Genomic DNA, 23,938 nt, shown 5'->3' on the forward strand with positions numbered 1-23,938 from the left:
AAATGAAGAAGTTCATCGATCAGCATCGTGAAGGTTTCGACAACGAAATACCTTCAGGAGATCTATGGTCGAAGATCGACGCGGAACTCGGTCCGCAAGAATCTAAGGAACGTACGGTACCTATCCGCTGGTTGTGGATGACCGTAGCAAGTGCTGCTTGTGCTGTGCTTTTGATGGGAGTGTTTGTCTTCCTTCAAGACGGGGGGACAGAGGTTATCGTTGAAACCCCTCCAACACAGGAACAAGAGACCATTCCTTCTTTGTCGCTCTCAGACATTAGTAGTGAGCTCGCTGAAGTAGAGCAATACTACATTTCTGAAGTATCTCTTCGCACCGAGGAGCTGATGCAATATGCTGAAGCTGAAGAGTACCTAGCAGAAGTCGAACTGCTGAAAGAGGAGTTCGAAACATTGAAGAAAGAAATGGGACGTGGTGTTGATCAGCATAAGATCGTTGAAGCCATGATCCAGAATTACCGATTGCGCCTTGAGATTTTAGAAGCACTGCTTGAAGAACTCGAAGACAATCAGTTCGAACCAGTTAATAATTCGCGATATGAAGCATAGTTTATTCCTTATTCTATTTTTCTCTTGCCTTGCTTCTTTCGCTAGCGCGGAAAACACCGATCATCGCTTCGATGACCATCGGATCGTACAACGTACCTACGGCGTATCTTCTGAGACTTCGCTTGAAGTAACGAACATGTACGGAAATGTCACCTTCAATTCATGGGATGCAGACTCGGTTAAGATCTATGTGAAGATTACGGCCTACTCTGAAAGCTCTGGAGACCTCAGAGAAATGCTTGAAGACATCCATGTGGAAGTGCAGAAGAGCAGCAACTTTATCATTGTTGAGTCTGATTGGTCTGATAACGTAGGGTTCCTTAAAAAGGGCGTCTATGATATCCAACAAGGCCTAGGCAGTAATAAGCGTATCGAAGTAGATGTGGAGATTTCCTTGCCGGCTTATGTGGATTTGGAGGTCACCAATAAATTTGGTGATGTCTTTATGGGTGATCACGACGGTGAAGTTGACATCGATCTGTCGCACGGTGATTTGCGAGCACATGATCTCACAAAGCCGGGAAAGATCAAAGTCGCCTACGGGAAACTTGATATTCACGAATTAGGCGGCGGTAGACTCGAGTTGAGTTACTGCGAAGACGCGGCCATCGAAAAGGTCAAGGAGCTTTACTTAAAGTCGAATTCAAGTGAAGTCGAAATTGAAGAAGCCGATGAATTGCGCTTAGACTGCAGACACGATGAAATTCACGTGGAGTCAGCCCGTAAGATTCTAGGAACAGCCTTTCTCACTGATATTATGGTTGAAGACCTGGAAGAAAGCATCGATATGAATACCCGAATGGGTGAAGTCCGACTGAGAAACGTATCTTCAGATTTGAAGCTCGTAAAGCTGGGCACGAACATGACTGACGTTATCGTAGAACTGGATCCCTTCTTTATGGGGAGCGTTCGTTTGGATCTTGATAACGTGAAGAACTCTTCGATCTCAGTAGACGACAAAGAAATTATCCAAGACGATCAATCTGAAGATGACCGCGTCTTGGTGATGAATGTGGCAGGAGATGATACCCCAATCATCGATATAACGTCAAAAGGAGGCTACTTCCGATTGACGAAATAAGTTGTTACTATCTAATCAGAAGAACCGACTTTCTCTCCGCAGAGGGTCGGTTTTTTTCATTTCTAACCACGGGTCAAATCAAGAAATTTTCCTTTTTCGGGAAGAATTCCATCTGTAGTTCACTTGAAAAATGTGCTCATTCTGGCCCTTTGTAGGAACAATATGGTTTAAGTGTCCTACAAGTAGGGGTTCACATTATCAATGAGTTAGCCTTTGGTTTTCCCATTTTGAACCGCCCGGTCCTACATTCTCACAGCCGAATACGGCAGCCTGTCAGGGCAAGTCCTACATCGCCAATAAGGAAGCAACTGACAAACGTTCCTACAAGGCCGTCGTTCATTTGTACTGACTAATTCAGATAACTCAGATGAGAGAGATGGGTTTCAATGTACCTCGAACAGTCATGTTACTGTTGGTGGTACTGCAGGGACTGAACCTCACGGCGCAATGCCCTGCATCCATTTTCTCTATCACCGAGTCCTGTGAAGAACAGGAACCGGGAATTTTTAACACCGCAGTTGATATCGTAGCCGATCTCGACGAAGGTTGCACTTTGAACGAAGTGTGCTATTCCCGACAGGGTGATGGAGAACAATTATGTATCGATGTATCCGGACTCAACATTGGGTCAGGTGATATCTACCATTTAGAACTTCCAGGTGGAGGCGCTTACCTCTTTTGGGTAAGCACAAGCACTCAATCTAGTGAGCTTGTGGAGCAATGGGTCAACTGTTATGATGACACATTCTCTTGCCAAAATCCGTTTGCGGTAAACTACAATCTGTCATTAGCGGCAGAAAATGAGTTGGCTTGTATTTACGACACCTACGTCTGTGACTGTTCAGGGAACAGCCATTCTCAAGGAGTGATGATCTACTTGGGAGACGGTGAATACGAGAATCCGGGAGTAGGAAAAGAATGGAACGGCGTGCCGGTTGACTTCACTTGTAATGTGTGGGGCTTCGACTGTGGTGATGGAAACATCAACTTCGACCCGTATGGAGTTTGTGACGGAAACTTGCCGCCCAATAACGGATGTAGTTCTCCTGGCTGTACTCCATTGACATTGGCTATTCAACAGAACCCATGTGAAGCAACGCCAACAGGTTTGGCTACCAGCCTCCTGTTAGAATTTGGAATTTCTTCGGGATGTGAAGCAGACTTGCTGTGTTATGCCATCAACGGGGGAGAGGAGATGTGTATTTCTGTCCCGAACCTAGGGAATCAACAAAGTTTCCTCCTTCCTCTTGAAGAATTTGGAAACTATCAATTCCACTTCGAAACAACGGCTGGAGCGGTTTCACCATTCTTCTACTACACCGCAGAAGACCTGTGTGCCGCAGAAGAAACCATTTGTGACTGTGCTGGACAAGTATGGCCTGCTTCATTCACGAGCTACATCGGAGATGGGACCTTCAATGATGGAACACCAACCCTCGAAGGTTACCAGCTTGATTTCAACTGTATTGAATGGGGCTTTGATTGTAGCGATGGAGGTGGAGGCTCAGATCCATTTGGGGTTTGTAGCGGAAACTTGCCACCAGAAAATGGTTGTGGAGACGCACCAATTATTCCAGGTTGTATGGATGCAGGTGCATGTAACTATGTGCCACAAGCCGTGATAGATAACGGTTCTTGTACCTACGACTGTTTTGGTTGTATTGACCCACTCGCATGTAATTACGATTTGCAGGCCTTGATCGCTATCGATGAATGCACTTATCCAGACCCAGGATATGATTGTTTAGGCAATTGTGTCAACGATGTAGATGGTGACGGAATTTGTGATGAATTCGAAGTGCAAGGCTGTACTTACAGTTTCGCCTGTAATTATAATCCGGCCGCTACCGAGGAAGATGGGTCTTGTGAACGATCGTCATGCACTGGATGCACCAATTTCGCTGCGGCGAATTACGATCCAACAGCCACGGAAGATGATGGGACATGCTTCTTTGATTTCTCTGAAACTTGTCCTGCCGACCTAGACAACAATAATGTCGTAGCCATTTCTGACCTGCTCATTTTGATTGGGTTCATTGGCACCACGTGCGACGAATAGAATATTTGGGAGGAGACCGGTACTGGAGGGCACCGGTCTACGTTAGCTGGAGAAGGTCGCCTATGGGCGGCCTTTTCTCTTTTTATGCTGGGAGGGAATATCCACCACTATCGATCTTTTTCATGTGAATCGTCTTCGCCGGGTAAGACAATCTCTATCGTCGCGTGTTCGATGTTAAACGCTCTCACGGCGTGGCGTACCTCTTTCTTGATTTTCGCTAGCGCGGAACGGCTGACGCCTTCTTCTACAACGAGCACCACACTCATAATCATCTTTTCACCATCAAGTGTCCAAAGGTGAAGGTCTCTGACTTCGAGAATGTGGCCAACATCTTTGATGGTACTTGATAATTCAGGCACTGAAATGGACTCAGGCACCTTTTGAAGTATGATGTTCAAACTCTCACGTACGTTTCGAATCACATTGAATAAAATGAATCCGGCAATCAGAACCGAGAGAATCGGATCGATGACATGCCACCCAGTAAAGTAGATAATGACGGCTCCAATTAAGATAGCTACCCAACCAAGAACATCTTCAAGGAGGTGCAAGCTCACTACACGTTCGTTCAAGGTATTTCCTTGACGCAGTTGTTTCATCGCGAGGTAGTTGATGATGATACCTACTACCGCAATCGCAAACATTCCAGTACTCAAGGTTTCTTGCGGTTCTCGAATTCGCGGAATCGCTTCCACAACAATGAAAATGGAACCGGCCGTAAGAATCAAGCTGTTGATCAGTGCCCCCAACAATGAATAGCGACGGTAACCATAGGTGAACTTTTCGTCTCTACCTTTCCGCGCTAGCGATTGAAAATACCAAGCTAATCCAAGACTCAGGGAATCACCAAAGTCATGCAAGGCATCTGATAGAATAGCCAGACTATTGGTGTACCAACCACCGAATAATTCAACCCCGAAAAAGACGAGGTTGAGCCAAAAGGCAATGCGAATATTTCGTGTGTGGATTTGATGCACCAAAAAAAGGTACGGAGAATTGAAGCGGCAATTGCTGAGCAATGTCAGCATTCGCTACCTTTGCAGCATGCCAGCTATTCTGAATAAAAAAGCCCGCTTCCGTTATTTCCTGGAGGATGAATTTGTGGCCGGGATTCAATTGACCGGTACAGAGATTAAATCCATCCGCACGGGGAAGGCGAGTATTGTAGAAGCTTTCTGTAAGATGAAGAATGGCGAGCTATTCGTGATTAACATGTACATCGCTGAATATGAGAATGGTGGGTACGCGAATCACAAGCCGAAACGCGAACGGAAACTGCTTCTGAATCGCAGTGAATTGAACAAAATTGATCGCAAGGTGAAGAACCAAGCGATGACCATTGTTCCGATTGAAGTATTCATCAACGAAAGCGGTCTGGCGAAGATGAAAATCGCCATGGCTAAGGGTAAAAAACTGCACGATAAGCGCGACACGCTGAAGCAGAAAGACCTCAAGCGTGAGATGGATCGAAGAATGAAGTAATGCGCAGCATCGATCAAGATTACCTCATTTGGCACCCTTTCAGCCAAATGAAGAATACCAACGAACTTCCACTGGTCACTGAAGCAAAAGGGGCCTACTTACATACCTCAGACGGACGTAAAATCTTTGATGCGATCTCATCTTGGTGGGTGAATTTGCACGGTCACTCCAACCCATATCTCGCGGAAGCCATTGCAAAACAAGCGTGCCAACTTGAACACGTCATCTTCGCTGGATTCACCCATCAGCCCTCCATCACACTCTGTGAAAGACTTGATAAACATCTTCCAGAAGGCGAGTGGAAATACTTCTTCTCCGATAATGGAAGTACGGCTGTAGAAGTCGCTTTGAAGATGGCTTACCAGTTTTTCCGCGTTAGCGACAAGCAACGAAAAGTGAACTTAATTGCTTTCGAAGGCAGTTACCATGGCGACACCTTCGGCGCAATGTCGGCGGCGGAACGAAGCGTTTTCACAGAACCTTGGGATGATTTGTTTTTTGAAGCAAGCCATCTCCCAGTCCCAACAGATGAAAACATTGATGAGCTGGAACGACGAGTAGAGTCACTCGCCAATGATCCATGCATCTTTATCTATGAACCGCTGGTGCTCGGAGCCGCAGGGATGCAGTTCTACAAGGCAGATCATCTTGAACGCCTGCAAACAATCATCAGAAAGAGGCAAGGTATTCTGATTGCTGATGAGGTAATGACCGGTTTCGGAAGAACAGGGAAGTGGTTTGCTTCAGAACACACGAATGTCAAGCCTGACATGCTCTGTCTTTCTAAAGGACTTACCGGGGGTGCCTTGCCGATGTCGCTGACAGTGTGCGATCAACGCTTCTACAATACTTTCCTCGACGATAAGTTTGAAAAAGGCTTCTTACACGGACATTCATTCACTGGAAATCCGTTGGGTTGTGCGGCTGCTTTGGCGAGCCTAGATCTCATGGAGCAGCAAGAAACATGGGATGGCATTGACCGCATTCATGCTTGTTATGAAGAACGTGAAGAGGAGCTCAAAGTCACTGGGAAATTGCAGAACATCCGCATGATAGGACCGATCTTGGCGATGGATGTGATGGAAGAGAACAAAGGCTACATTCATCCCCTGCGAGATCGACTTTACAACGCCTTCATGAAACGAGGTCAGTTGATTCGTCCACTCGGCAATGTCATTTATCTCTTGCCTCCTTACATCGCTACCGCGGAAGAAATCCACCATTCCATCGATGTCATCATCGAAGTGGTGCAGGAACTTTGATACTTTTGTCGGCCATGTTCATCGACGACATTTCCTTTTCATTTCCTGGCGCTGATTCGTTTGAATCGTTGACCCAGTTATTGCGTGCTGAAGCTGCTCCATTCACTTCATGGAAGGAGAAAGTCGCAGGACGTATTGACGATTCGTCGTGGAAAGAAATTGCTGAACAACTCAATGATCCACGGGCTTTTCAAAAGCTTGATCGGACGGCGAAGATGGCTGCTGTGTTGTTGAATCCCCTGAGTGATTCCAGCATTGATTCAATCTTCATTGGTTCCGCTCGAGGAGCGACGGAAACGTGGGAGAAGGCCCATGCATCGATGCTTGAAAAGGGGAGCGTTCCGGTCAAGACATCACCCTTGACAACTCTTGGAAACTTGGCCTCGAATGCCGCCGCCCAAAACCGCCTCAGTGTCTCCAGTTTGACCTCTTCCATGACGTGCGGCAGCGGTCTTCAATCGCTCATCAACGGCTTGAAATTGTTGGAGGGAGGAGTGCTCAATTGTTTCGTTGCAGGTGGGGTAGAAGCGCCACTTACTGACTTTACTTATGCTCAGTTTGAGGCCTTGGGTCTGCTCGCTAGCGCGGAATCAGAATTCCCTTCGAAACCATTGACTAAGAAGCGAAGCAATCAATTGGTGCTTTCGGAAGGTGGAGTGTTAGCTCGTATCTCAAAGAAGGCTTCGCCGTTCCGCGTTAGCGCCTATGGAGAAGCAACAGAGACCACGGTAAGTCCGACAGCTTTCGCGTCAAAAGCCATGTCTGATTCAATGAAAATGGCGATTTCAAAAGCAGGAATTCAACCCGACCTGGTCATTGCCCATGCGCCAGGCACAGTGAAGGGAGATCAAGGGGAATTGAAGGTGATTCAGGAGCTTTTTGGCGAAAAAATGCCCGTTTTTAGCACAAAAGGCTACACCGGACACACCCTTGGAGCCAGTGGAATGGTGAGTGTAGTTTTCGCCATGCATTTCTTGAATCTCGGTAAGTTGCCTGAAATGAGTTTGTTCCCGGAATTAGCGGGTGAGCGTGTGAATTCAGTGTTGATCAACGCCACAGGATTCGGCGGCAATAGTATGTCGTTGATGCTCAGTAAAGCAGGGTAGATTGCTGAGCTCATAAGGCCTCCCGTGAATAACTTTGTTAATAGTTGAATTCCTAGAACTGCTTCAACCCCTATGCAGGCGGCTAACTTTGGCTTGCAAGAACCGCAACCTCCTCTAGTTGATGCTTGCAATTTTCGGTAAGAAGAAAGTTACAGACGATAAAGTTTCCCTCCACTTCGTTCACACGACGTTAGAAGTAGTGGAATCGGGTTGGCCAGAGGTGGCCGGGTTCATCAACGACTCCCCTGAATTTATCAAACGACCGGACCTCGATCCTGATGATTTTGGTCGCTTCCTAATGATTGTCATTGCAGGGAACTTCAACTACATCCCAAAGTATTTCGAAGACGGACACGACAAGGAGATCATCAAAGGTTGTGTAGAACAATACGCCAAGATCTTCGACATTCGTCCGGAAGAGTTCGCCCTCAAAGTGAAGAAGTACCGCGAGTTCTTAGCGCGTGTCAACATGCCATCAAAGAACACACTCTACTCCATGTCACGCGGGATCTTCCACAAATACGATCTCAACTGTTACCAAGAAGAGTACTTCGCGAGCCTCAACACTCCGAACCCGATCTTCCTCAAAAACATGAATGAGATCATGGTAAATTTCTTGTGGGATTGGTCGGCCTTTAAGGAGAAGTATAAGGTCGTTTGAATCGAGAAACGATAATCTGTAACCGATAATCGATAATCGAAAAACGATAATCTATAACCGATAACTTTTCTTGGTACAGCATGGTTAGTCCGCCTAAGGCGGATAGCATGGTTAGCGTGATTAGTTAGGTTCGCACCACGCACCACGCACCACGCACCACGCACTACGGATGCATAGGGGCACGCATGCGTGCCCTTAACTTATCGTTTTTCGTTTATCGATTATCGTTTATCCTTCAGTACCTTCGCGCCGTGTACAAATCGATCATCAAGCCCCTCTTTTTCACGCTTAACCCTGAGCGTGCGCATTACCTGAGTTTTGACCTGTTGAAGTTTGCTTTGAAGCTGCCTGGAATGAAGGGTTGGTTCAAGCGAAGATTCGTGGTGGAAGACGATAAGTTGAAGCGGACGGTGTTTGGAATTGAGTTCCCGAATCCGGTGGGATTGGCTGCTGGATTTGATAAGGATGCGAAGTTGTATAACGAGCTGGAGTATGTAGGTTTTGGTTTTGTAGAGATCGGTACCGTGACACCGAAGCCGCAAGGGGGGAATCCGAAGCCGCGATTGTTCCGTTTGCCAAAGGATGAGGCCTTAATTAACCGCATGGGATTCAACAATGAAGGTGTTGAAGCTGCGGTGGCTCGATTGAAGAAGCGCAAGACGAAAATCATCATTGGAGGGAACATTGGGAAGAACAAGGTGACCCCGAATGAAGAAGCGACAAGCGATTACGAGAAGTGTTTTGACGCCTTGTATCCTTGGGTAGATTACTTCGTGGTGAATGTCTCTTCGCCAAACACACCGAACCTGAGGGATCTTCAGGAGAAGGAACCGCTGAAGGCCTTGCTAAACCATTTGATGGAACGCAACCGCACCATGGAAGTGCCGAAGCCCCTTCTTCTGAAAATCGCCCCAGACTTGACAGATGGTCAACTTGACGACATCGTGGATATCGTCAAGGAAACAGGAATTGACGGCTTGATTGCGACGAACACAACCATCGCACGCGCTCCGCTAACAACTCCTGCAGTAGACGTCGAAGCCATCGGCGCCGGCGGCCTCAGCGGACAACCCGTTACGGATCGTTCCACCACGGTCATCAAGTACCTCCACGACAAATCCAACGGGTCTTTCCCAATCATCGGAGTAGGAGGGATTGCCAGCGGAGAACAAGCCCTAGCCAAGATGAAAGCCGGAGCAAGCCTCGTCCAAGTCTACACAGGGTACATCTACGAGGGGCCGGAGTTACCGGCTAGGATTAACCGTTACCTTAGGGAGCATCTTTAACTGTAGGCAGTAAGCTGTATGCGGTATGCTGTATGAGGTGGACCGTGGACCGTGGACTGTGGACTGTGAACTAACCATGCTATCCGCCTGAGGCGGACTAACCATGCTGATTCCGGCGTCCGGCATCCGGCGTCCGTTTCAATACGGGCGAAAAGGCGAACTGGCAAAAAGGCGAAATGTTTGGGATGAATTATTCTTGTGTCACCAACCTTAGCCATTTAGCCATTTCGCCCGTTAACTTACCTTCGCCGCAATGAACCAACCCACCCATACATTGAAATGGGCCATTGCGCTCCTCCTCTTCACTTTTCTAAGCGCCTGCGAGTCTGAAGAGGCACCCCTTCGCATTTCTGCAGCCTCGAGTATGCAGTTTGTTATGGAAGAGCTGATTGCTGATTACGAGCAAAAGTTTGAGGTGGAATGCGAACTCATCACCACTTCATCTGGGAAGTTGAAAGCGCAGATTGAAATGGGGGCGCCGTATGATGTGTTTGTCTCGGCCGATGGGCAGTACACCCAGGCTTTGGCTGAGAAGGGAAAGGTAGTGGGAGAGCCGATCCCTTTTGTGAAGGGTAGACTTGCGATTTTCATGACGAAGGGGCTGGGAATTACCGATTTGTTGAAAGGAAATTTTGAGCACTTGACCATGCCCAACCCAGAGACAGCACCCTATGGTAGAGCAGCTAAAGAATACTTGGAAGGGGTCAAGATCTATGATCAATTTCAGGATCGAATCGTTACCGGTGAGAGTGCTGCACAGAGCAATCAACATTTCGTTTCTGGTGCGGCTGAAATTGCCCTGCTGCCCTTGTCGATGATAGATGCAGTAGCTGAAGCTAGGATGGAGACAGGCACGGGGTCTGATCGCGATTGGGCCAATATGATTGATGCTACGTTTCATGCTCCTATTGAGCATTCCATTATTGTTATTGATCATCCAGAAGCGCATACAAATGCACCGGAATTTGTGACCTACTTGCAGTCTGAAGACGCCTGGGTCATTCTGAAGAATTTCGGATATTCTCGTCCAAATTAACCGCCGTCTTTGGCAGTCAATGAATTGGGAACCGATCATATTAACCTTTCGATTAGCGGCCATTACCACCCTCTTGCTACTGGTCGTTTCCATTCCCTTGGCTTACTGGCTCAGCTATTCGAAGTTCAAGGGAAAAGCCTTCATAGAAGCCTTGGTCAGCATGCCCTTGGTGCTGCCGCCTACCGTACTCGGGTTCTACTTTCTCCTCGCGTTTTCACCGAATAATGCATTTGCTGCGTGGTTAGCTGATACCCTCAGTATTCAATTGGTCTTTTCGTTCACCGGCTTGGTCGTGGTCTCCATGATCTACAGTTTGCCTTTCATGGTGCAGCCAATCAAATCGGGTTTTAGCTCCTTGCCGCCCTCACTAAAAGAAGCGGCGTATGTCATGGGCACTACGCCGATGGCAACGCTGCGTCGTGTGTTGTTGCCGGCGATTCGTCCGTCGTTGATCACGGGAGCTGTGCTTTCGTTTGCACACACCATCGGCGAGTTTGGCGTGGTGCTGATGATCGGCGGGAATATTCCTGGGGAGACTCGAGTGGCTTCCATTGCCATTTATGATGAGGTTGAGAAGATGAATTACGCTAGCGCGGAATCGTATAGCCTTCTATTGTTCGCTGTCACCTTTATTATTCTCGTTTCGGTTTACCTGATCAACGGAAGAAAACTCAACCAACTCTGGGGATGATTGAATTGAAACTCCATAAGAAGTTGGCTTCCGCCGAAGGCGAAATGAAAATGGATATCGATCTCACGATTCAACAAGGAGAGTTCGTTGCGATTTATGGTCCTTCAGGTGCAGGCAAGACCTCTATCCTGAGAATGATTGCAGGGTTGACATCACCAGATGAAGGAAGCATCAAAGTGAATGGAGCAATCTGGTCTGACAAAAACACCCAACGCAAACCTCAATCACGGGGAATTGGATTTGTGGCACAAGATTATCCGTTGTTCCCGCACTTAAACGTTGAAGGCAACATTCATTTCGCAGCGAATGATTCGGTCGATATTGGTGCCATCATCGATCAATTTGACCTTGGTGCCATGCAAAAACGCTCGGCAACAAAACTCTCCGGCGGACAAAAACAACGTGTTGCCGTGGCGAGAAGCTTGGCAACAAAGCCCTCCATTCTTCTTTTAGACGAAGCATTCTCTGCCCAAGACGCCACACTCCGCAGGCAAATGCAACAAACCATCAAGGCATTTCACCAACAACACGAACTCACCACCATCATGGTCAGCCATGATATCCCAGAGATCTGCAGACTCGCTGACCGCGTCATTCAAATTGAAAACGGAAGAATCACCAAAGAGGGAAGCCCAGAAGAAGTTTTCGGAATGAGCAGCGAAGTCAAAGGAGAAGTGGTGAGGGTTGCGGAACGCGGAACGCGGATTGCGGTTACGTTGTTAGTGGGTGATCAGCTAGTAGAGAAGGAGTATCCCGTAGATTCAGGGGTGAAGGTTGGAGACATCATCTCGTTATCATAGGGGCACGCATGCGTGCCCTTAACGGTGCGCGGTGAAGGACATGATAGGGGCACGCATGCGTGCCCTTAACGGTAGACCGCGAAGGATATGATGGAGGCACGCATGCGTGCCCGTACCAGGTCCTTTAGCGGTGCATTTATGCACCTACAAGGCCTCTCGTCCCTCGACCCTCGACCCTCGTCTTCGAGCCCTCGATTCAAAAGAAATCCCCTAATCCACCAACATTCTTCAACCGAACTCCTTTCTCTGTCATCTGAACTGTACAGCATTCATTGACTGCATCGTGCTCTAAGAAAAGCACCCACTCTTCTTCAGCTGCTTGCTGAAGGAATTTTCCTTTTTCGTCAAGGGTAAGTAGCGGACGAGTATCATAGCCCATCACATACGGCAGAGGAATGTGCCCTGTACTTGGGAGAAGGTCAGCCATGAATACGAGTTTCTTCCCCTTGTAATGAATCATCGGAATCATTTGAGATTCTGTATGTCCGTCAGCGAAGAAGACATCCATGTTCTCGAACACACTCTTGGTGATTTGTCCTTGGCGTTGGATGTGGTTTAGTTGACCACTTTCTTGAATAGGCAAGATATTCTCACTTAGGAACGAGGCCTTTTCGCGTGCATTGGGTTCGGTGGCCCATTTCCAGTGCAGTTCATTGCTCCAGAACTTAGCGTTTTTGAAGGCCGGACGTAAGAACGATCGATCCTCATTGTATTCAATGGCTCCGCCGCAATGGTCAAAGTGCAGGTGGGTTAAGAAAACATCGGTGATCTGATCACGATGGAATCCATGTGATTCTAGGGAGCTATCAAGTGAATGATCTCCATGCAAGAAGTAATAACTAAAGAACTTCTCACTCTGCTTATCGCCAATTCCACAGTCGATCAACATCAAACGATCTCCGTCTTCGATCAATAATGAACGCATGGCCCAGGTACACATATTCATGTCATCTGCAGGGTTCGTTCGAGACCACAAAGACTTAGGCACAACACCAAACATGGCACCACCATCAAGCTTGAAATTTCCGTTGTGGATTGGGTAGAGTTTCATGGAAAGTAATTTAACTCGAAAGGTAGGGAATGGTTAAGAAGTTAAGGGCACGCATGCGTGCCCTTAACTGAATTAAACAACATTCCACGAAAAAAAACTCCCTACCTTTGCCCTTTGAATTCGACCCATGAAACTTACTGAACTCACGGCCATTTCGCCGATCGACGGACGTTACCGAAATAAAGTAAGCGAGCTCGCTGCTTACTTCTCTGAATTTGGACTCATCCGCTACCGTGTACTGGTAGAAGTAGAATACTTTATCGCGCTTGCTGAACTTCCTTTGAAGCAATTGGAAGGAATCTCTGATGACCAGAAACAAGCACTGCGTGATCTGTACAAGAATTTCTCTGAGGCAGATGCCCAAAAGATCAAGGATACCGAGAAAGTGACCAACCACGACGTAAAAGCCGTGGAGTACTTCATCAAGGATGCCTTGGATAGCCTTGGACTGGCTGAAATGAAAGAGTTCGTTCACTTCGGATTGACTTCACAAGACATCAATAACACCGCTGTTCCACTTTCTTTGAAGGAAGGATTGGAGCAACAGTACCTTCCATTGCTCGAAGAAATCGTTGATGAGCTTCGTCGCTACAGCGAAGATTGGAAAGACGTTCCAATGCTCGCTCGTACACACGGACAACCAGCTTCTCCAACGCGACTAGGGAAGGAGATTGCAGTTTTTGTTGAGCGTCTAGACAAGCAGATTGCGCAACTGAAGCAAGTGCCGATGAGTGCTAAGTTTGGTGGAGCTACAGGGAACTTTAACGCGCACCAAGTGGCGTTCCCAGAGCACAACTGGGTTGACTTCGCGAATAACTTCGTCAATAACATCCTCGGTCTTTCTCGTTCGCAGACAACGACGCAGATTGAGCACTACGATAACATTGCTGCTGTTTGTGATGCCATGAAGCGTATCCACTCTATTTTGATTGACCTTGACCGCGACATCTGGACTTACATTTCGATGGAGTACTTCAAGCAGAAGATTAAAGCAGGGGAGGTAGGTTCATCGGCGATGCCACATAAGGTGAATCCAATCGACTTTGAGAACAGTGAAGGAAACCTAGGGGTAGCGAATGCATTGCTGGAACACCTGGCGGCAAAGCTTCCTATTTCACGTCTTCAGCGCGACTTGACAGACTCAACAGTGCTTCGAAACATTGGGGCTCCAATGGCACATGCTGTTATCGCATTGCAGGCCACAAGAAAAGGATTGAGCAAGCTGTTGCTAAACGAATCTGCGCTGCACCAAGACCTCGAAGACAACTGGGCAGTCGTTGCCGAAGCGATTCAAACGATCCTACGTCGTGAAGCATACCCTTCACCGTATGAAGCCTTGAAAGCACTGACGCGAACAAATACCGTGATCAATAAAGAAGCCATCCAGACGTTTATCGAAGGACTCGATGTTTCTGACGATATTAAGACGGAACTTCGAGCGATCACTCCGCAGAACTACACCGGACTTTAATGAAGAGATTTTGGGAAGTGTTTAAAATGGTGTCGAACTACAAGATAAATGTAGTCGGCAACATTTTCTTCAACGTGCTCAACGCCGTCCTGTCGTTATTCACCTTCCTGAGTGTGATTCCTTTCTTGCAAATCCTCTTCAAACTCGAAGAGACGAAAGACCCTGCAGGACTGGAAGAGGGCACCTTTGATTATTACTACGCCTCACTATCGCAGCAGCTCGACCTATACATTCAAGAGAATGGTCAAGCTTCTGCTTTGATGTGGATGTGTATCGCGATTGTCTCTATTTCTTTCCTGAAGAACTTCGTGGGTTATTTGGCTTCATATAGCTTGGCCACGATTCGAACAGGTATTGCCAGAGACTATCGTCGAACCATTTATCGAAAGGTGATTTCATTGCCATTGAGCTATTACTCAAATGAGCGAAAGGGAGATGTCATTTCCCGTATGACGAATGATCTATTCGAGGTAGAATTCTCAGTGATTGGTGCGCTGGAGCATTTGCTGAAGTCGCCTATCATGATCATACTTTCATTGGTGACGCTCTTCTCAATTAGTTGGAAGCTGACGCTGTTTGCGTTGATTTTCCTCCCAATCTCCGGCTTTCTGATTTCGCGAATTGCGAAAAGTCTGAAGAATGCCGCTAAACGCGGGAAGGATAAACTGGGTGATCTCCTCGCTGTGATTGAAGAGACCTTAAGTGGTCTGCGTATCGTCAAAGCATTCAACGGAGAACGTCAGTTCAACGATCGCTTTGATGAGGTCAATGAGAGCTACTTCCACTTAATGCGAAAGCTCTACAAGCGCGAGTACTTGTCGTCACCAATGAGTGAGTTCATTTCCTTCGTCGTGATCGCGATTCTACTCTACGTTGGGGGAAGCCTCGTAGTAGACGGAGATGAAGTGTTGGATGGTCAACTCTTCATTGGATACCTCCTTGTCTTCTCGCAAATCATTGCACCGGCGCGTTCTATAAGTGACGCCTTCTTCCGAATCAACAAAGGAATCGCTTCCATCGAACGCATCGATGAGATCATGGATGCTGAAGTAACCATCCAAGACAAGCCGAATGCAAAGGCGCTATCGAGTTTCGAAGATCGAATTGATTTCAAAGACATCCGCTTCGCCTACGGAGAAGAAGAAGTCATCAAAGGCATCAATTTCTCCATCGCAAAAGGACAAACCGTAGCCCTCGTCGGACCATCAGGAGGAGGGAAGTCAACCATGGCGAATCTCTTAGGGCGTTTCTATGATGTAACTGGAGGGGAAGTCCTCATCGATGGCACAGCCATTACAGACTACAAGTTGGAGGACGTCCGCGCGCAAATGGGAATTGTTACACAAGATTCGATTCTCTTCAATGACTCCGTAGCAGCAAACATCGCCCTCGGTTCTGAAGACATCGACATGGATCGTGTAGTTGAGGCAGCCCGCATTGCCAACGCAGAAGAATACATCAAAGACCTCCCAGGCACGTACGATTTCACTGTCGGGGACATGGGTAACAAACTTTCCGGAGGACAAAAGCAACGCCTATCCATCGCGCGTGCTGTCTACAAAAACCCTCCGATCCTGGTTCTCGATGAAGCCACCAGCGCCCTCGACACCGAATCAGAAAAGCTCGTTCAAGAAGCCATCAATAAGCTCATGCAGAGCCGCACCTCACTGGTCATCGCTCACCGCCTCAGTACCATCCAAAATGCAGACAAAATCATCGTCATCAAAGACGGAAAGATCGCGGAAGAGGGTACCCATCAGGAGTTGATTTCGAATAAGGGGGTGTATTTTAATTTGGTGGAGATGCAAACGTTTGAGTAGGCGTTAGGCTTTAGGCGATAGGCGTTAGTTCCCACTAAATAATGATTAGTAAATAATGATTACTGAATAATGAATTGATTCATAGTACCAGTTCATTATTCATTATTTACTTTTCCATCCCGTCTACAGTCCACGGTCCACCGTCTACTTTTCAGCCCAGCTGAAAAAAAAATCAAACTTTTTTGAAACCTTCCGAAACTACCCCCGTAATAGATACTGTAAGATGTTTCATGGTAAAAACACTCTTGCAATCAGTTAAGCAAGCAAAAGAAATTCAAGGTCCCGACGGGGACCTTTTTTCTTGTCCAGTAAAAAGCGCCCATCCCTTGACGAGATAGGCGCTTGTTGTTTCTGAAATCTGAATCTTACTTGCTGATAATCAGCTGCTCAGTAAATACAGTGTTGTTTCCTTTTGTGACAGATACGATGTAGGTGCCGTTTGATAGGTTCGCTGTGTCGAACTGTACGCGTGTTGATGTCACGTTGCGTTCTGTGATTAGCGTTCCGTTCATGTTGTGAACACGTACGATCGCTCCTTCAAGGTCTTGTGGAAGATCAACGCTTACCTGTCCGCCTGGGGCAGGGTTAGGGAACATTGAGACGTCACGTCCTGCTGTTGCCGCTTTTGCGTCGTAGTTCTCCATCATGCTTACTTGGAACTCGCGTGTTAGTTCTGCCAAAGTGTTGAGGTCAATTTCTCCCCAGATTCCAACTACGGCAAATCCTTCCTCGCCACCTGCGATCACCAATACTTCAGTAACCACTCCATTTTGTTCCTTGATCAAGACTTCAGCGTTTCCGTCTTTGTCATTGATTGTTACCAAGCTTTCGAACTCTTTTCCTGGACGCTTACGAGCTTCCGTGTAGTTCGCACGAGAACTTCCTTTGTCTTCAGAAGCCACCACTGCAACTCCTTCGATCATTCGGAACGCTTCCAATAGCTCTTCTTCCTCTTCATTTGTTGCTTCGATATGGTTCGCCATTTCGAACATCTTTCCCGAGAAAGTAATCTGCGTGAATTCTTCGTTAGAAGAGAAGTCGCTGAAGTAAGTTTCTATCGGGTTTTGTTGAGCGCTCATTGCGAAGCTTCCTGCCACCGCTACAAGCATTAATAGGTATTTTTTCATCGTTAAAGGATAGATCTTAATAATTCATTTCAAGGCAGACGACCTGGCCTCAAAGATGTTACGAGCTACTCTAAATTTAACAGTTCTTTACGAATGAAATGTGACCCAAGTCATGTACAAGCTGGGTCATCCTGCCCTACCTTTGTACCATGGCTATGAAAGGAAATAAGTTGTATTCGATCCTTCGAATGAAATGTCCGAAGTGTCATGAAGGGGATCTTTTCGAAGACAAGAACCCTTACCATCTCAAAAAGATTGCCGCAATGCCGGAGAAATGTCCGCATTGTGGAGAGAGTTTTTCTCGTGAACCTGGATTCTATTTTGGTGCAGCCTACGTGAGTTACGGATTGACAGTGGCCCTCTGGATTGCGATTCTAGTGGCTTTGCTCACATTTAACGCTCTGGGTTGGATCGAATATGGATTCTTCTCGCACCCGGTCGTTTTCATTGTGACGGGTATTGCGTCATTAATTCTGCTTCTGCCGTTGATTTATCGCTTGTCGCGAAGCATTTGGATTAGCATGTTCGTCAAGTACGACGAAGAAGCTGGACAAGCCCAAAAACAACAGGCATAAAAAAAACAAGAGCCGTCGTTTGACTGCTCCTGTTTGCTTTTTTACCTAAAATCTTAACCTATTGCTTTGGTTATGAGTCGCAGGCCGCTGCCTGTCAGTTTTCTCTTACGCTCACCAAAGCAAAAGGTTTCAAGACCACATCACTTGATCTTCTTGTCCTTCGTTCATAATGCGACTTTGCTCTTTGATAGATGCCTTGTGCACCGTTTCTAAGTAGCGTCGAACGAAGTCTTCTTGTAGGCCTAATTTTTTCGCTAGCGCGGAACGGGTTTCTAGTATCTCTTTCCAGCGCTCTAACTGAAGGATGGTTAATCCGTGATCTTTCTTGTACTCTCCAATCTCAGTGATCAGTTCCATGCGATCCTTTAAGAGTTGGATAATGTGGGTATCAATGTCATCAATACGCGCGCGCAAACCTGAAAGATCAGCCGATGAGGTTTGGTCGACGTTTTCTGTTCTCAGTTGAAGGTGATCAACCAATTCAACAAAACGTTCGGGTGTGACTTGCTGACGCGCATCACTCCATGCCTTTTCAGGGGTAGGGTGCGTTTCGATCATTAGTCCATGCATACCGAGATCCATGGCTTTTTGAGCCACATCAAGAAGCAACTCTCGTTTCCCTGTAATATGGCTAGGGTCACAGATGATCGGGAGGTCTGGGTGGAGCGCTTTGAGTTCGATAGGAATCTCCCACATCGGCGCATTACGGTAGATACCTGGGTTCGGACTAGAAAACCCGCGGTGCATCACCATGAGTTTATTCAAGCCATTATTAAGGAATCGCTCCACCGCACCAATCCAAAGTTGAAGATCTGGGTTGATTGGGTTTTTGATGATGACAGGAATGTCTACACCTTTCAAGGCATCAGCAATCTCTTGAACTGAAAACGGATTCACCGTTGTTCGCGCTCCAATCCACAACACATCCACGCCAGCCTTTAAGCAGGCCTCCACGTGTTGTGCATTGGCAACTTCTGTAGTGGTTGGGATACCAGAAGCTTTTCCAGCTTCTACGAGCCATTCAAGGGCCGGCTCTCCAATTCCTTGAAAAGAACCAGGACGAGTACGCGGCTTCCAGATTCCTGAACGGAAGAGGTTCACCTTTCCGCTTTTGCCGAGTTCAATAGCGGTTTGCATGACTTGCTCAGGCGTTTCCGCTGAACAGGGTCCGGCAATGATAATAGGGTGATCGGTTTGTATAGGCCACGAAGCCAAAGGAGCAATGTCCATTCGTTGTTCTTTGTAAGTAATAACAAAGATAGGCATGCTTTGATCTATGCCACACTGTGAAAGAGTCGTAAAATGGAATTATGAAATTTCTTGAAAGTGCCCAGGGCGGGACTCGAACCCGCACGCCCTAACGGACACATGGCCCTCAACCATGCCTGTCTACCAATTTCAGCACCTGGGCAAGTGCCCCTGGAAGTCAACTTGACGCTGATTCATCGATCGTCTAGCCAAACCTTCGGGGCTCATTTCTTCTCCTCAGGCTTTAGATCTGCATGGATTATTTCCAGGCCTAATGTTTTCAAGAACGTTTCTGCTTTTGAAGCAGTGAAGTGATCCCTCTGGGGCTCGAACCCAGGACCCATACATTAAAAGTGTATTGCTCTACCAGCTGAGCTAAGAGATCATTCCCGAATTGGGGGTGCAAATATATAACTGATCTCGTTAACACCAAAGAAAAAATGAAATCTATTCCGCGTTAGCGAAAAACAAATATTCAACCCTTTCTGAAAGCCCCGTCTAACCGACGATTGGTGCACGTTTATATTCTTTGTTAGGATCGAAAAGAATGCGGTAAGTGATCAGCATTCTTGAGACTTCGGCCCCTAGATTTTCAGCTACGTGAACCATCTTAGGGTTGAAATCGCCAATCCATGTCAGGGTAGTGGTATCGTATCGGTTCAGGGAAACGATATTCTCCTCGGCCCATTTAATCATCGCTCCTTCAATTCCTTGACCGTGGTAAGCTCGATCTACCCCAAAGACAATACCCACCATAATACGTGGAGTCTTTCGCCATTTGTGGTAAAGGAATTTCAACTTCCCAATCCAATTCAAGTCACCATTGACGAAACGGAAGATTTCATTTAGCTCCGGAATATTCACATAGAAAGCAATCGGCTTATCGTTGTGGTACACGAACTCAATGATGTCACGATCTACAACTGGCTTGAGCGACTTCATAATGCGCTGCGCCTGAGCTAGTGGCATCTTCTTGAATCCGTGATGTCCGCCCCAAGCATTGTTGTAAACCGTGCAGAAGTCTTGTGCTACTTCATCCCAAGATCGACCGCGAATGTTTGCAAAGCGGTAAGCCGGATCGTTTTTGATACGTTCATACTTGCGAACGAAAACCTCTTGAGCCGGCACATATAAATCGCGCTTGTAGACGAACTGTTTGAAGTAAAGGTTCCAGCCGTAATTATTGAAGAGCTCTTCGTAATAGGGCAGGTTGTAGTTCATGGCGTAACTCGGAATGTCTTCGAAGTTCTTCACCACCAATCCCCAGAAGCGATCTTTTTCTCCGAAGTTGATCGGGCCATCAACCGCTTCCATGCCTTGTTCTTTCAACCATTCAATGGCTGTGTCGAACATCAAATTGGCTGCCTCTTGATCATGTGGGCATTCGAAGAAACCGATTCCGCCGGTAGGCTGTTCCATTCCTTTTGAATACTTCACATTGACAAAAGCGGCAATACGACCGATGTCAGTTCCGTCTTTCACCATTACCCAGCGCTCGCAACTTCCATCACGAAGAAGCTTATTCTTGCTAGCATCGAAAAGCTTTTCAATGTCTTGCTTAAGATGTGGGATATAATTGGCGTGATCGCTGTAGATGTATTTGGGTACATCCATCCAGCGCTTTTCAAGTTGAGCCGAGTCTACCTTTACAAGCTGCATAGGGGAGTCAAGATTGCGGGCGAAATTACATCTTTTTGAATGGTTTGTATTCGGAATGCCGACTAACTCAACTTGTCCTAGAAGGCTTGATTTCATCAGTCTTTGCTAAAATCTGGCTACCTTCGCATCATGCAGGCAACTATTCTGGAACTTCCTGCATCATCAGTAATGTAAACTTGAAACCAACTTATCCATGAAGAGAAGCTGGATGTTAATAGCAGCGTTATTTGTGAGCGTGGTGGCCTTCGGTCAGCAGTCGAACGAATACCTCAACGATCAGTCAGAAGAGAAGGTCGCGTTCTGGAGCGCACAGGGCTGGATCTTCAACGAAGAAACTAAAACTGTGGAAGACGCGGTTGAGCTATCGAGCTTGACACCATTGAATGGAGCTCCTGAATTGACAGCAGCTACGTTTGATGCAAAGACTTTTGATCCACAGCAGTACATCATTCCTTTGAACAGCTCACAACCAACCTTTGTGAATGTTCCTGGAAAAGGAACGATCTACTTTCACAGCGTTCAGCGCTTTGAAACTCTCTGGAGCCGTCATCAGATCAACGAACAAGCGAAAGCCAAAAAGTAAGAGAAGATGAAAAAGATTATTGCAGCACTTTTATTGGCGATCCCTGTTCTTGCTTTCGGACAAGAAGTAAACATTAGTACTGGATCATACACCGGTTGTGGAGGATTCCTCGTGGATTCTGGAAACACTGCAGGTGATTACACTCCAAACGAAAACTACACCTTCCTTATCTGTGCAGAAGAACCAGAAGAAGTAATCAACCTCTACTGGAACCTATGCGACCTCGGAGAAGGTGACCAGATTTCAATTTACGATGGGGTAGATGATACTGCTCCGCTTATCGGAACTTACACTGGCTTCGATCTTCAAGCACAAGACATTTACAATTCGGTAGACAACACTACAGGGTGTCTTTTCCTCGTCTTCACATCTGACGCTGAAGACAACGGAAACTTCACGGCTGAAATCAGCTGTGGTTACCCTTGTGAACGTCCATTCGCGATTCTAGAAGGTCAAGACGAAATCCCATTATTGATCTGTCCTGGAGACGAAGTGAACTTCGATGCCTCTCCATCTACAGTAGCTGAAGGATTCGAGCTTACTGAATGGGAATGGGATTATGGTGATGGTGAAGTAGAGACATTTACTGATGGTCCTACAGCATCACACACTTACGATGTACCTGGTGCTTACAAAGTACAGCTCGGTTTGACAGACAACAACGAATGTGAGAACAACAACCTTACTGATTACTTGATCCTTGTTTCAACGGATCCTGATTTCACAGGAACATCTGTAGACGTGGAGATCTGTGTTGGTCAGGAAGTAGACCTTACAGGAGTTGTGAATGGAATTACTTGGGATGGAACTCCAGATGCGAACCTTGGTGGTGAGCTCTTCATTCCAGATGACCAGGAACAGTGTTTCGAATCAACAATTACTTACCAGGCTTTTGCTCCGAATCAGGTGGTAGAACAGCCGGAAGACATCGACGATATCTTCGTGAACTTCGAGCACTCTTTCATGGGTGACTTGACGATCTCAATCATTTGCCCAAGCGGACAGTCAATGGCACTACACCAGCAAGGTGGTGGTGGTACTTGGCTTGGTGAGCCAGTTGATGATGATGGGCAGCCAAACGCCCAAGGTGTTGGTTACGACTACTGGTGGGCACCAGACGCAACACTCGGAACATGGGCTGATGAGTCAGGAGGTTTCACAACACTTCCTTCAGATACCTACTCAAGTGCACAGCCATGGACGCTTCTAGAAGGATGTCCATTGAACGGAGACTGGACCATCGAAATCTGTGATTCATGGGGATCAGATAACGGATTCATCTTCGACTGGGCCATCAACTTCGATCCTGAGCTCTTCCCAGAGCCTATCGTGTTCACGCCGCAGTTCGGACCTGAATGTGATTCAACTTCATGGGCAGGACCTTCAATCATTGAAACAAGTGCTGACTGTAACGACATTACAATCCAGCCAACTTCTTCAGGACAAGAGCAATACGTTTACACAGCGACAAACAACCACGGTTGTACTTACGAGCAAACGGTGAACGTCATCATCACTCAAGGGCCAATCGCCGCAACTTCAGACGTACTTTATTGGTGTGGTAATGCGATCAGCCTTGATGGTCAGATTACGAACCCTGAAGCAGGAACAGTTTACGAGTACTCTTGGGATAACGGAGGACTCTTGAGCGATCCTAACGTGGCGAATCCACAGTTGGGTAACCTTGATGATGAAACAGTATTCACATTGACAGTGAATCCATTGGGAGCACCTGAATGTGCCTCAACCTCTTCTGTGCTTGTAGCGATTCCAGATGAGCCAATCATCTTCCCACAGGATACCATCATCGGATGTTTCGGTGAAGAGTTCTTGTTGGTAGCGCCAGACCAGTCTCCTGATTGGGACTACAACTTCGTTTGGGTGAATCTTGATGATGAAGACCAACCGCTTCCACAACAGCAAGGAATTGCCGTGGGAGATCCAGGAACATACCAATTGACTATTTCAATGGTTGATCCATGTAACTACGTGATCCAAGAGGAGATCGAAGTGATTATGGAAGTATGTGAATTGGGAGACATTCCAAACGTGATCACGCCAAACGGTGATGCCGACAACGACTTCTTCCGCATTGAAGGACTAGAGTACTTCTCTGGAAGCTCACTCCTTGTATACAACCGTTGGGGTGCGTTGATCTACGAAAGCGATAATTACAAGAGCAACTGGTCTCCAACAGAAGATGAAGCTTCTGAAGGAACCTACTACTTCATTCTTACAGTGAACTTCCCTGAAGGACCAGAAGAATTCACTGGAGAACTCACGATACTTAGAAAATGATCTGTTACTCGTAGCAGTTCTGTCTGTTTGTGGAAAGGCGTCTTCGGACGCCTTTTTGCTTTTATATCCCCCTATA

General features: G+C 46.9%; 21 protein-coding genes and 2 tRNA genes. 16 read left to right on the forward strand and 7 right to left on the reverse strand.

The annotated features are described in order from the left end of the window. Nucleotides 1-2 precede the first annotated feature (2 nt). The 3 genes from RA156_RS03100 (at nt 3) to RA156_RS03110 (ending at nt 3,706) form a co-directional block, all read left to right on the forward strand. Nucleotides 3-566 (forward strand): hypothetical protein, encoded by a 564-nt coding sequence (locus RA156_RS03100; RefSeq protein WP_306642687.1) that lies wholly within the window; start codon nt 3-5, stop codon nt 564-566. Beyond that, nucleotides 556-1,647 carry a DUF4097 family beta strand repeat-containing protein gene (locus tag RA156_RS03105; protein WP_306642688.1) on the forward strand — a complete coding sequence of 364 codons (1,092 nt, stop codon included), beginning with the start codon at nt 556-558 and terminating at the stop codon, nt 1,645-1,647. Before RA156_RS03100 ends, RA156_RS03105 begins: the two co-directional genes overlap by 11 nt. A gap of 403 nt (nt 1,648-2,050) precedes the next feature. Then, nucleotides 2,051-3,706, forward strand: coding sequence for a hypothetical protein (locus tag RA156_RS03110; RefSeq protein WP_306642690.1), 1,656 nt, complete (start codon nt 2,051-2,053; stop codon nt 3,704-3,706). 107 nt (nt 3,707-3,813) lie between these two features. On the opposite strand, the gene RA156_RS03115 is transcribed toward RA156_RS03110, so the two are convergent. Then, entirely contained in the window at nt 3,814-4,683 is an 870-nt protein-coding gene (locus RA156_RS03115) for a cation diffusion facilitator family transporter (protein ID WP_306642692.1), read from the reverse strand. Between the two features lie 67 nt (nt 4,684-4,750). Here RA156_RS03115 and smpB point away from each other — a divergent pair, with 67 nt between their 5' ends. From smpB to RA156_RS03155, 8 genes are all read left to right on the forward strand, one after another. Then, nucleotides 4,751-5,188: an SsrA-binding protein SmpB gene (gene smpB / locus RA156_RS03120; RefSeq protein ID WP_306642694.1), complete on the forward strand. Its 438-nt coding sequence runs from the start codon at nt 4,751-4,753 to the stop codon at nt 5,186-5,188. Then, nucleotides 5,188-6,450, forward strand: a complete 1,263-nt coding sequence (bioA, locus tag RA156_RS03125) for an adenosylmethionine--8-amino-7-oxononanoate transaminase (RefSeq protein ID WP_306642695.1) — start codon at nt 5,188-5,190, stop codon at nt 6,448-6,450. Before smpB ends, bioA begins: the two co-directional genes overlap by 1 nt. Nucleotides 6,451-6,464: 14 nt before the next feature. Further along, nucleotides 6,465-7,556 carry a beta-ketoacyl synthase N-terminal-like domain-containing protein gene (locus RA156_RS03130; protein WP_306642697.1) on the forward strand — a complete coding sequence of 364 codons (1,092 nt, stop codon included), beginning with the start codon at nt 6,465-6,467 and terminating at the stop codon, nt 7,554-7,556. Between the two features lie 121 nt (nt 7,557-7,677). Next, entirely contained in the window at nt 7,678-8,217 is a 540-nt protein-coding gene (locus RA156_RS03135) for a hypothetical protein (RefSeq protein WP_306642699.1), read from the forward strand. Nucleotides 8,218-8,468: 251 nt separating this feature from the next. Further along, nucleotides 8,469-9,503: a quinone-dependent dihydroorotate dehydrogenase gene (locus tag RA156_RS03140; RefSeq protein WP_306642701.1), complete on the forward strand. Its 1,035-nt coding sequence runs from the start codon at nt 8,469-8,471 to the stop codon at nt 9,501-9,503. Between the two features lie 253 nt (nt 9,504-9,756). Continuing rightward, entirely contained in the window at nt 9,757-10,539 is a 783-nt protein-coding gene (modA, locus tag RA156_RS03145) for a molybdate ABC transporter substrate-binding protein (RefSeq protein WP_306642703.1), read from the forward strand. Between the two features lie 19 nt (nt 10,540-10,558). Then, nucleotides 10,559-11,230 (forward strand): molybdate ABC transporter permease subunit, encoded by a 672-nt coding sequence (gene modB / locus RA156_RS03150; protein ID WP_306642705.1) that lies wholly within the window; start codon nt 10,559-10,561, stop codon nt 11,228-11,230. Then, nucleotides 11,227-12,030, forward strand: coding sequence for an ABC transporter ATP-binding protein (locus tag RA156_RS03155; RefSeq protein WP_306642707.1), 804 nt, complete (start codon nt 11,227-11,229; stop codon nt 12,028-12,030). The genes modB and RA156_RS03155 overlap by 4 nt, the downstream gene beginning before the upstream one ends. 196 nt (nt 12,031-12,226) lie before the next feature. Here the strand turns inward: RA156_RS03155 and RA156_RS03160 are convergent, their stop codons facing one another. After that, nucleotides 12,227-13,081, reverse strand: coding sequence for an MBL fold metallo-hydrolase (locus RA156_RS03160; RefSeq protein ID WP_306642710.1), 855 nt, complete (start codon nt 13,079-13,081; stop codon nt 12,227-12,229). Between the two features lie 127 nt (nt 13,082-13,208). Here RA156_RS03160 and purB point away from each other — a divergent pair, with 127 nt between their 5' ends. Together purB and RA156_RS03170 are read left to right on the forward strand one after the other, a co-directional pair. Further along, the gene (gene purB, locus RA156_RS03165; RefSeq protein ID WP_306642711.1) at nt 13,209-14,552 is read left to right on the forward strand and encodes an adenylosuccinate lyase; all 1,344 of its coding nucleotides are present in this window, start codon (nt 13,209-13,211) and stop codon (nt 14,550-14,552) included. Further along, nucleotides 14,552-16,372 (forward strand): ABC transporter ATP-binding protein, encoded by a 1,821-nt coding sequence (locus RA156_RS03170; RefSeq protein ID WP_306642713.1) that lies wholly within the window; start codon nt 14,552-14,554, stop codon nt 16,370-16,372. Before purB ends, RA156_RS03170 begins: the two co-directional genes overlap by 1 nt. Before the next feature lie 365 nt (nt 16,373-16,737). Here the strand turns inward: RA156_RS03170 and RA156_RS03175 are convergent, their stop codons facing one another. Next, nucleotides 16,738-17,499 carry a DUF4252 domain-containing protein gene (locus RA156_RS03175; protein WP_306642715.1) on the reverse strand — a complete coding sequence of 254 codons (762 nt, stop codon included), beginning with the start codon at nt 17,497-17,499 and terminating at the stop codon, nt 16,738-16,740. A 149-nt stretch (nt 17,500-17,648) separates the two neighbouring features. Here RA156_RS03175 and RA156_RS03180 point away from each other — a divergent pair, with 149 nt between their 5' ends. Then, a complete protein-coding gene (locus RA156_RS03180) occupies nt 17,649-18,074 on the forward strand; it encodes a DUF983 domain-containing protein (protein WP_306642717.1) in 426 nt (141 codons plus the stop codon). A 129-nt stretch (nt 18,075-18,203) separates the two neighbouring features. Here RA156_RS03180 and RA156_RS03185 read toward each other — a convergent pair whose 3' ends face one another. The 4 genes from RA156_RS03185 to RA156_RS03200 form a co-directional block, all read right to left on the reverse strand. Continuing rightward, nucleotides 18,204-19,340, reverse strand: coding sequence for a bifunctional 3-deoxy-7-phosphoheptulonate synthase/chorismate mutase type II (locus RA156_RS03185; protein ID WP_306642719.1), 1,137 nt, complete (start codon nt 19,338-19,340; stop codon nt 18,204-18,206). 61 nt (nt 19,341-19,401) lie between these two features. Then, nucleotides 19,402-19,485: transfer RNA gene (locus RA156_RS03190), tRNA-Leu, on the reverse strand. Between the two features lie 149 nt (nt 19,486-19,634). Further along, nucleotides 19,635-19,707: transfer RNA gene (locus tag RA156_RS03195), tRNA-Lys, on the reverse strand. A gap of 113 nt (nt 19,708-19,820) precedes the next feature. After that, nucleotides 19,821-20,981: a GNAT family N-acetyltransferase gene (locus RA156_RS03200; protein ID WP_306642721.1), complete on the reverse strand. Its 1,161-nt coding sequence runs from the start codon at nt 20,979-20,981 to the stop codon at nt 19,821-19,823. Between the two features lie 193 nt (nt 20,982-21,174). On the opposite strand from RA156_RS03200, the gene RA156_RS03205 reads away from it, so the two are divergent. Both RA156_RS03205 and RA156_RS03210 read left to right on the forward strand, forming a co-directional pair. Next, the gene (locus RA156_RS03205) at nt 21,175-21,564 is read left to right on the forward strand and encodes a hypothetical protein (protein WP_306642723.1); all 390 of its coding nucleotides are present in this window, start codon (nt 21,175-21,177) and stop codon (nt 21,562-21,564) included. 6 nt (nt 21,565-21,570) lie between these two features. After that, nucleotides 21,571-23,862 (forward strand): T9SS type B sorting domain-containing protein, encoded by a 2,292-nt coding sequence (locus tag RA156_RS03210; RefSeq protein WP_306642724.1) that lies wholly within the window; start codon nt 21,571-21,573, stop codon nt 23,860-23,862. The last annotated feature ends 76 nt before the right edge of the window (nt 23,863-23,938 follow it).

This window comes from Sanyastnella coralliicola, from assembly GCF_030845195.1.
Lineage (GTDB): Bacteria > Bacteroidota > Bacteroidia > Flavobacteriales_D > Sanyastnellaceae > Sanyastnella > Sanyastnella coralliicola.

Excerpts from the sequence above, each read along its gene's own strand:
- bioA (WP_306642695.1), top strand. The coding sequence starts at position 5,188 with ATGCGCAGCATCGATCAAGATTACCTCATTTGGCACCCTTTCAGCCAA.
- RA156_RS03170 (WP_306642713.1), top strand. The coding sequence starts at position 14,552 with ATGAAGAGATTTTGGGAAGTGTTTAAAATGGTGTCGAACTACAAGATA.
- RA156_RS03160 (WP_306642710.1), bottom strand. The coding sequence starts at position 13,081 with ATGAAACTCTACCCAATCCACAACGGAAATTTCAAGCTTGATGGTGGT.
- RA156_RS03105 (WP_306642688.1), top strand. The coding sequence starts at position 556 with ATGAAGCATAGTTTATTCCTTATTCTATTTTTCTCTTGCCTTGCTTCT.
- modA (WP_306642703.1), top strand. The coding sequence starts at position 9,757 with ATGAACCAACCCACCCATACATTGAAATGGGCCATTGCGCTCCTCCTC.
- RA156_RS03155 (WP_306642707.1), top strand. The coding sequence starts at position 11,227 with ATGATTGAATTGAAACTCCATAAGAAGTTGGCTTCCGCCGAAGGCGAA.
- RA156_RS03185 (WP_306642719.1), bottom strand. The coding sequence starts at position 19,340 with ATGCCTATCTTTGTTATTACTTACAAAGAACAACGAATGGACATTGCT.
- smpB (WP_306642694.1), top strand. The coding sequence starts at position 4,751 with ATGCCAGCTATTCTGAATAAAAAAGCCCGCTTCCGTTATTTCCTGGAG.
- RA156_RS03200 (WP_306642721.1), bottom strand. The coding sequence starts at position 20,981 with ATGCAGCTTGTAAAGGTAGACTCGGCTCAACTTGAAAAGCGCTGGATG.
- RA156_RS03180 (WP_306642717.1), top strand. The coding sequence starts at position 17,649 with ATGGCTATGAAAGGAAATAAGTTGTATTCGATCCTTCGAATGAAATGT.
- RA156_RS03205 (WP_306642723.1), top strand. The coding sequence starts at position 21,175 with ATGAAGAGAAGCTGGATGTTAATAGCAGCGTTATTTGTGAGCGTGGTG.
- RA156_RS03130 (WP_306642697.1), top strand. The coding sequence starts at position 6,465 with ATGTTCATCGACGACATTTCCTTTTCATTTCCTGGCGCTGATTCGTTT.
- modB (WP_306642705.1), top strand. The coding sequence starts at position 10,559 with ATGAATTGGGAACCGATCATATTAACCTTTCGATTAGCGGCCATTACC.
- RA156_RS03100 (WP_306642687.1), top strand. The coding sequence starts at position 3 with ATGAAGAAGTTCATCGATCAGCATCGTGAAGGTTTCGACAACGAAATA.
- purB (WP_306642711.1), top strand. The coding sequence starts at position 13,209 with ATGAAACTTACTGAACTCACGGCCATTTCGCCGATCGACGGACGTTAC.
- RA156_RS03135 (WP_306642699.1), top strand. The coding sequence starts at position 7,678 with ATGCTTGCAATTTTCGGTAAGAAGAAAGTTACAGACGATAAAGTTTCC.
- RA156_RS03175 (WP_306642715.1), bottom strand. The coding sequence starts at position 17,499 with ATGAAAAAATACCTATTAATGCTTGTAGCGGTGGCAGGAAGCTTCGCA.
- RA156_RS03110 (WP_306642690.1), top strand. The coding sequence starts at position 2,051 with ATGTTACTGTTGGTGGTACTGCAGGGACTGAACCTCACGGCGCAATGC.
- RA156_RS03210 (WP_306642724.1), top strand. The coding sequence starts at position 21,571 with ATGAAAAAGATTATTGCAGCACTTTTATTGGCGATCCCTGTTCTTGCT.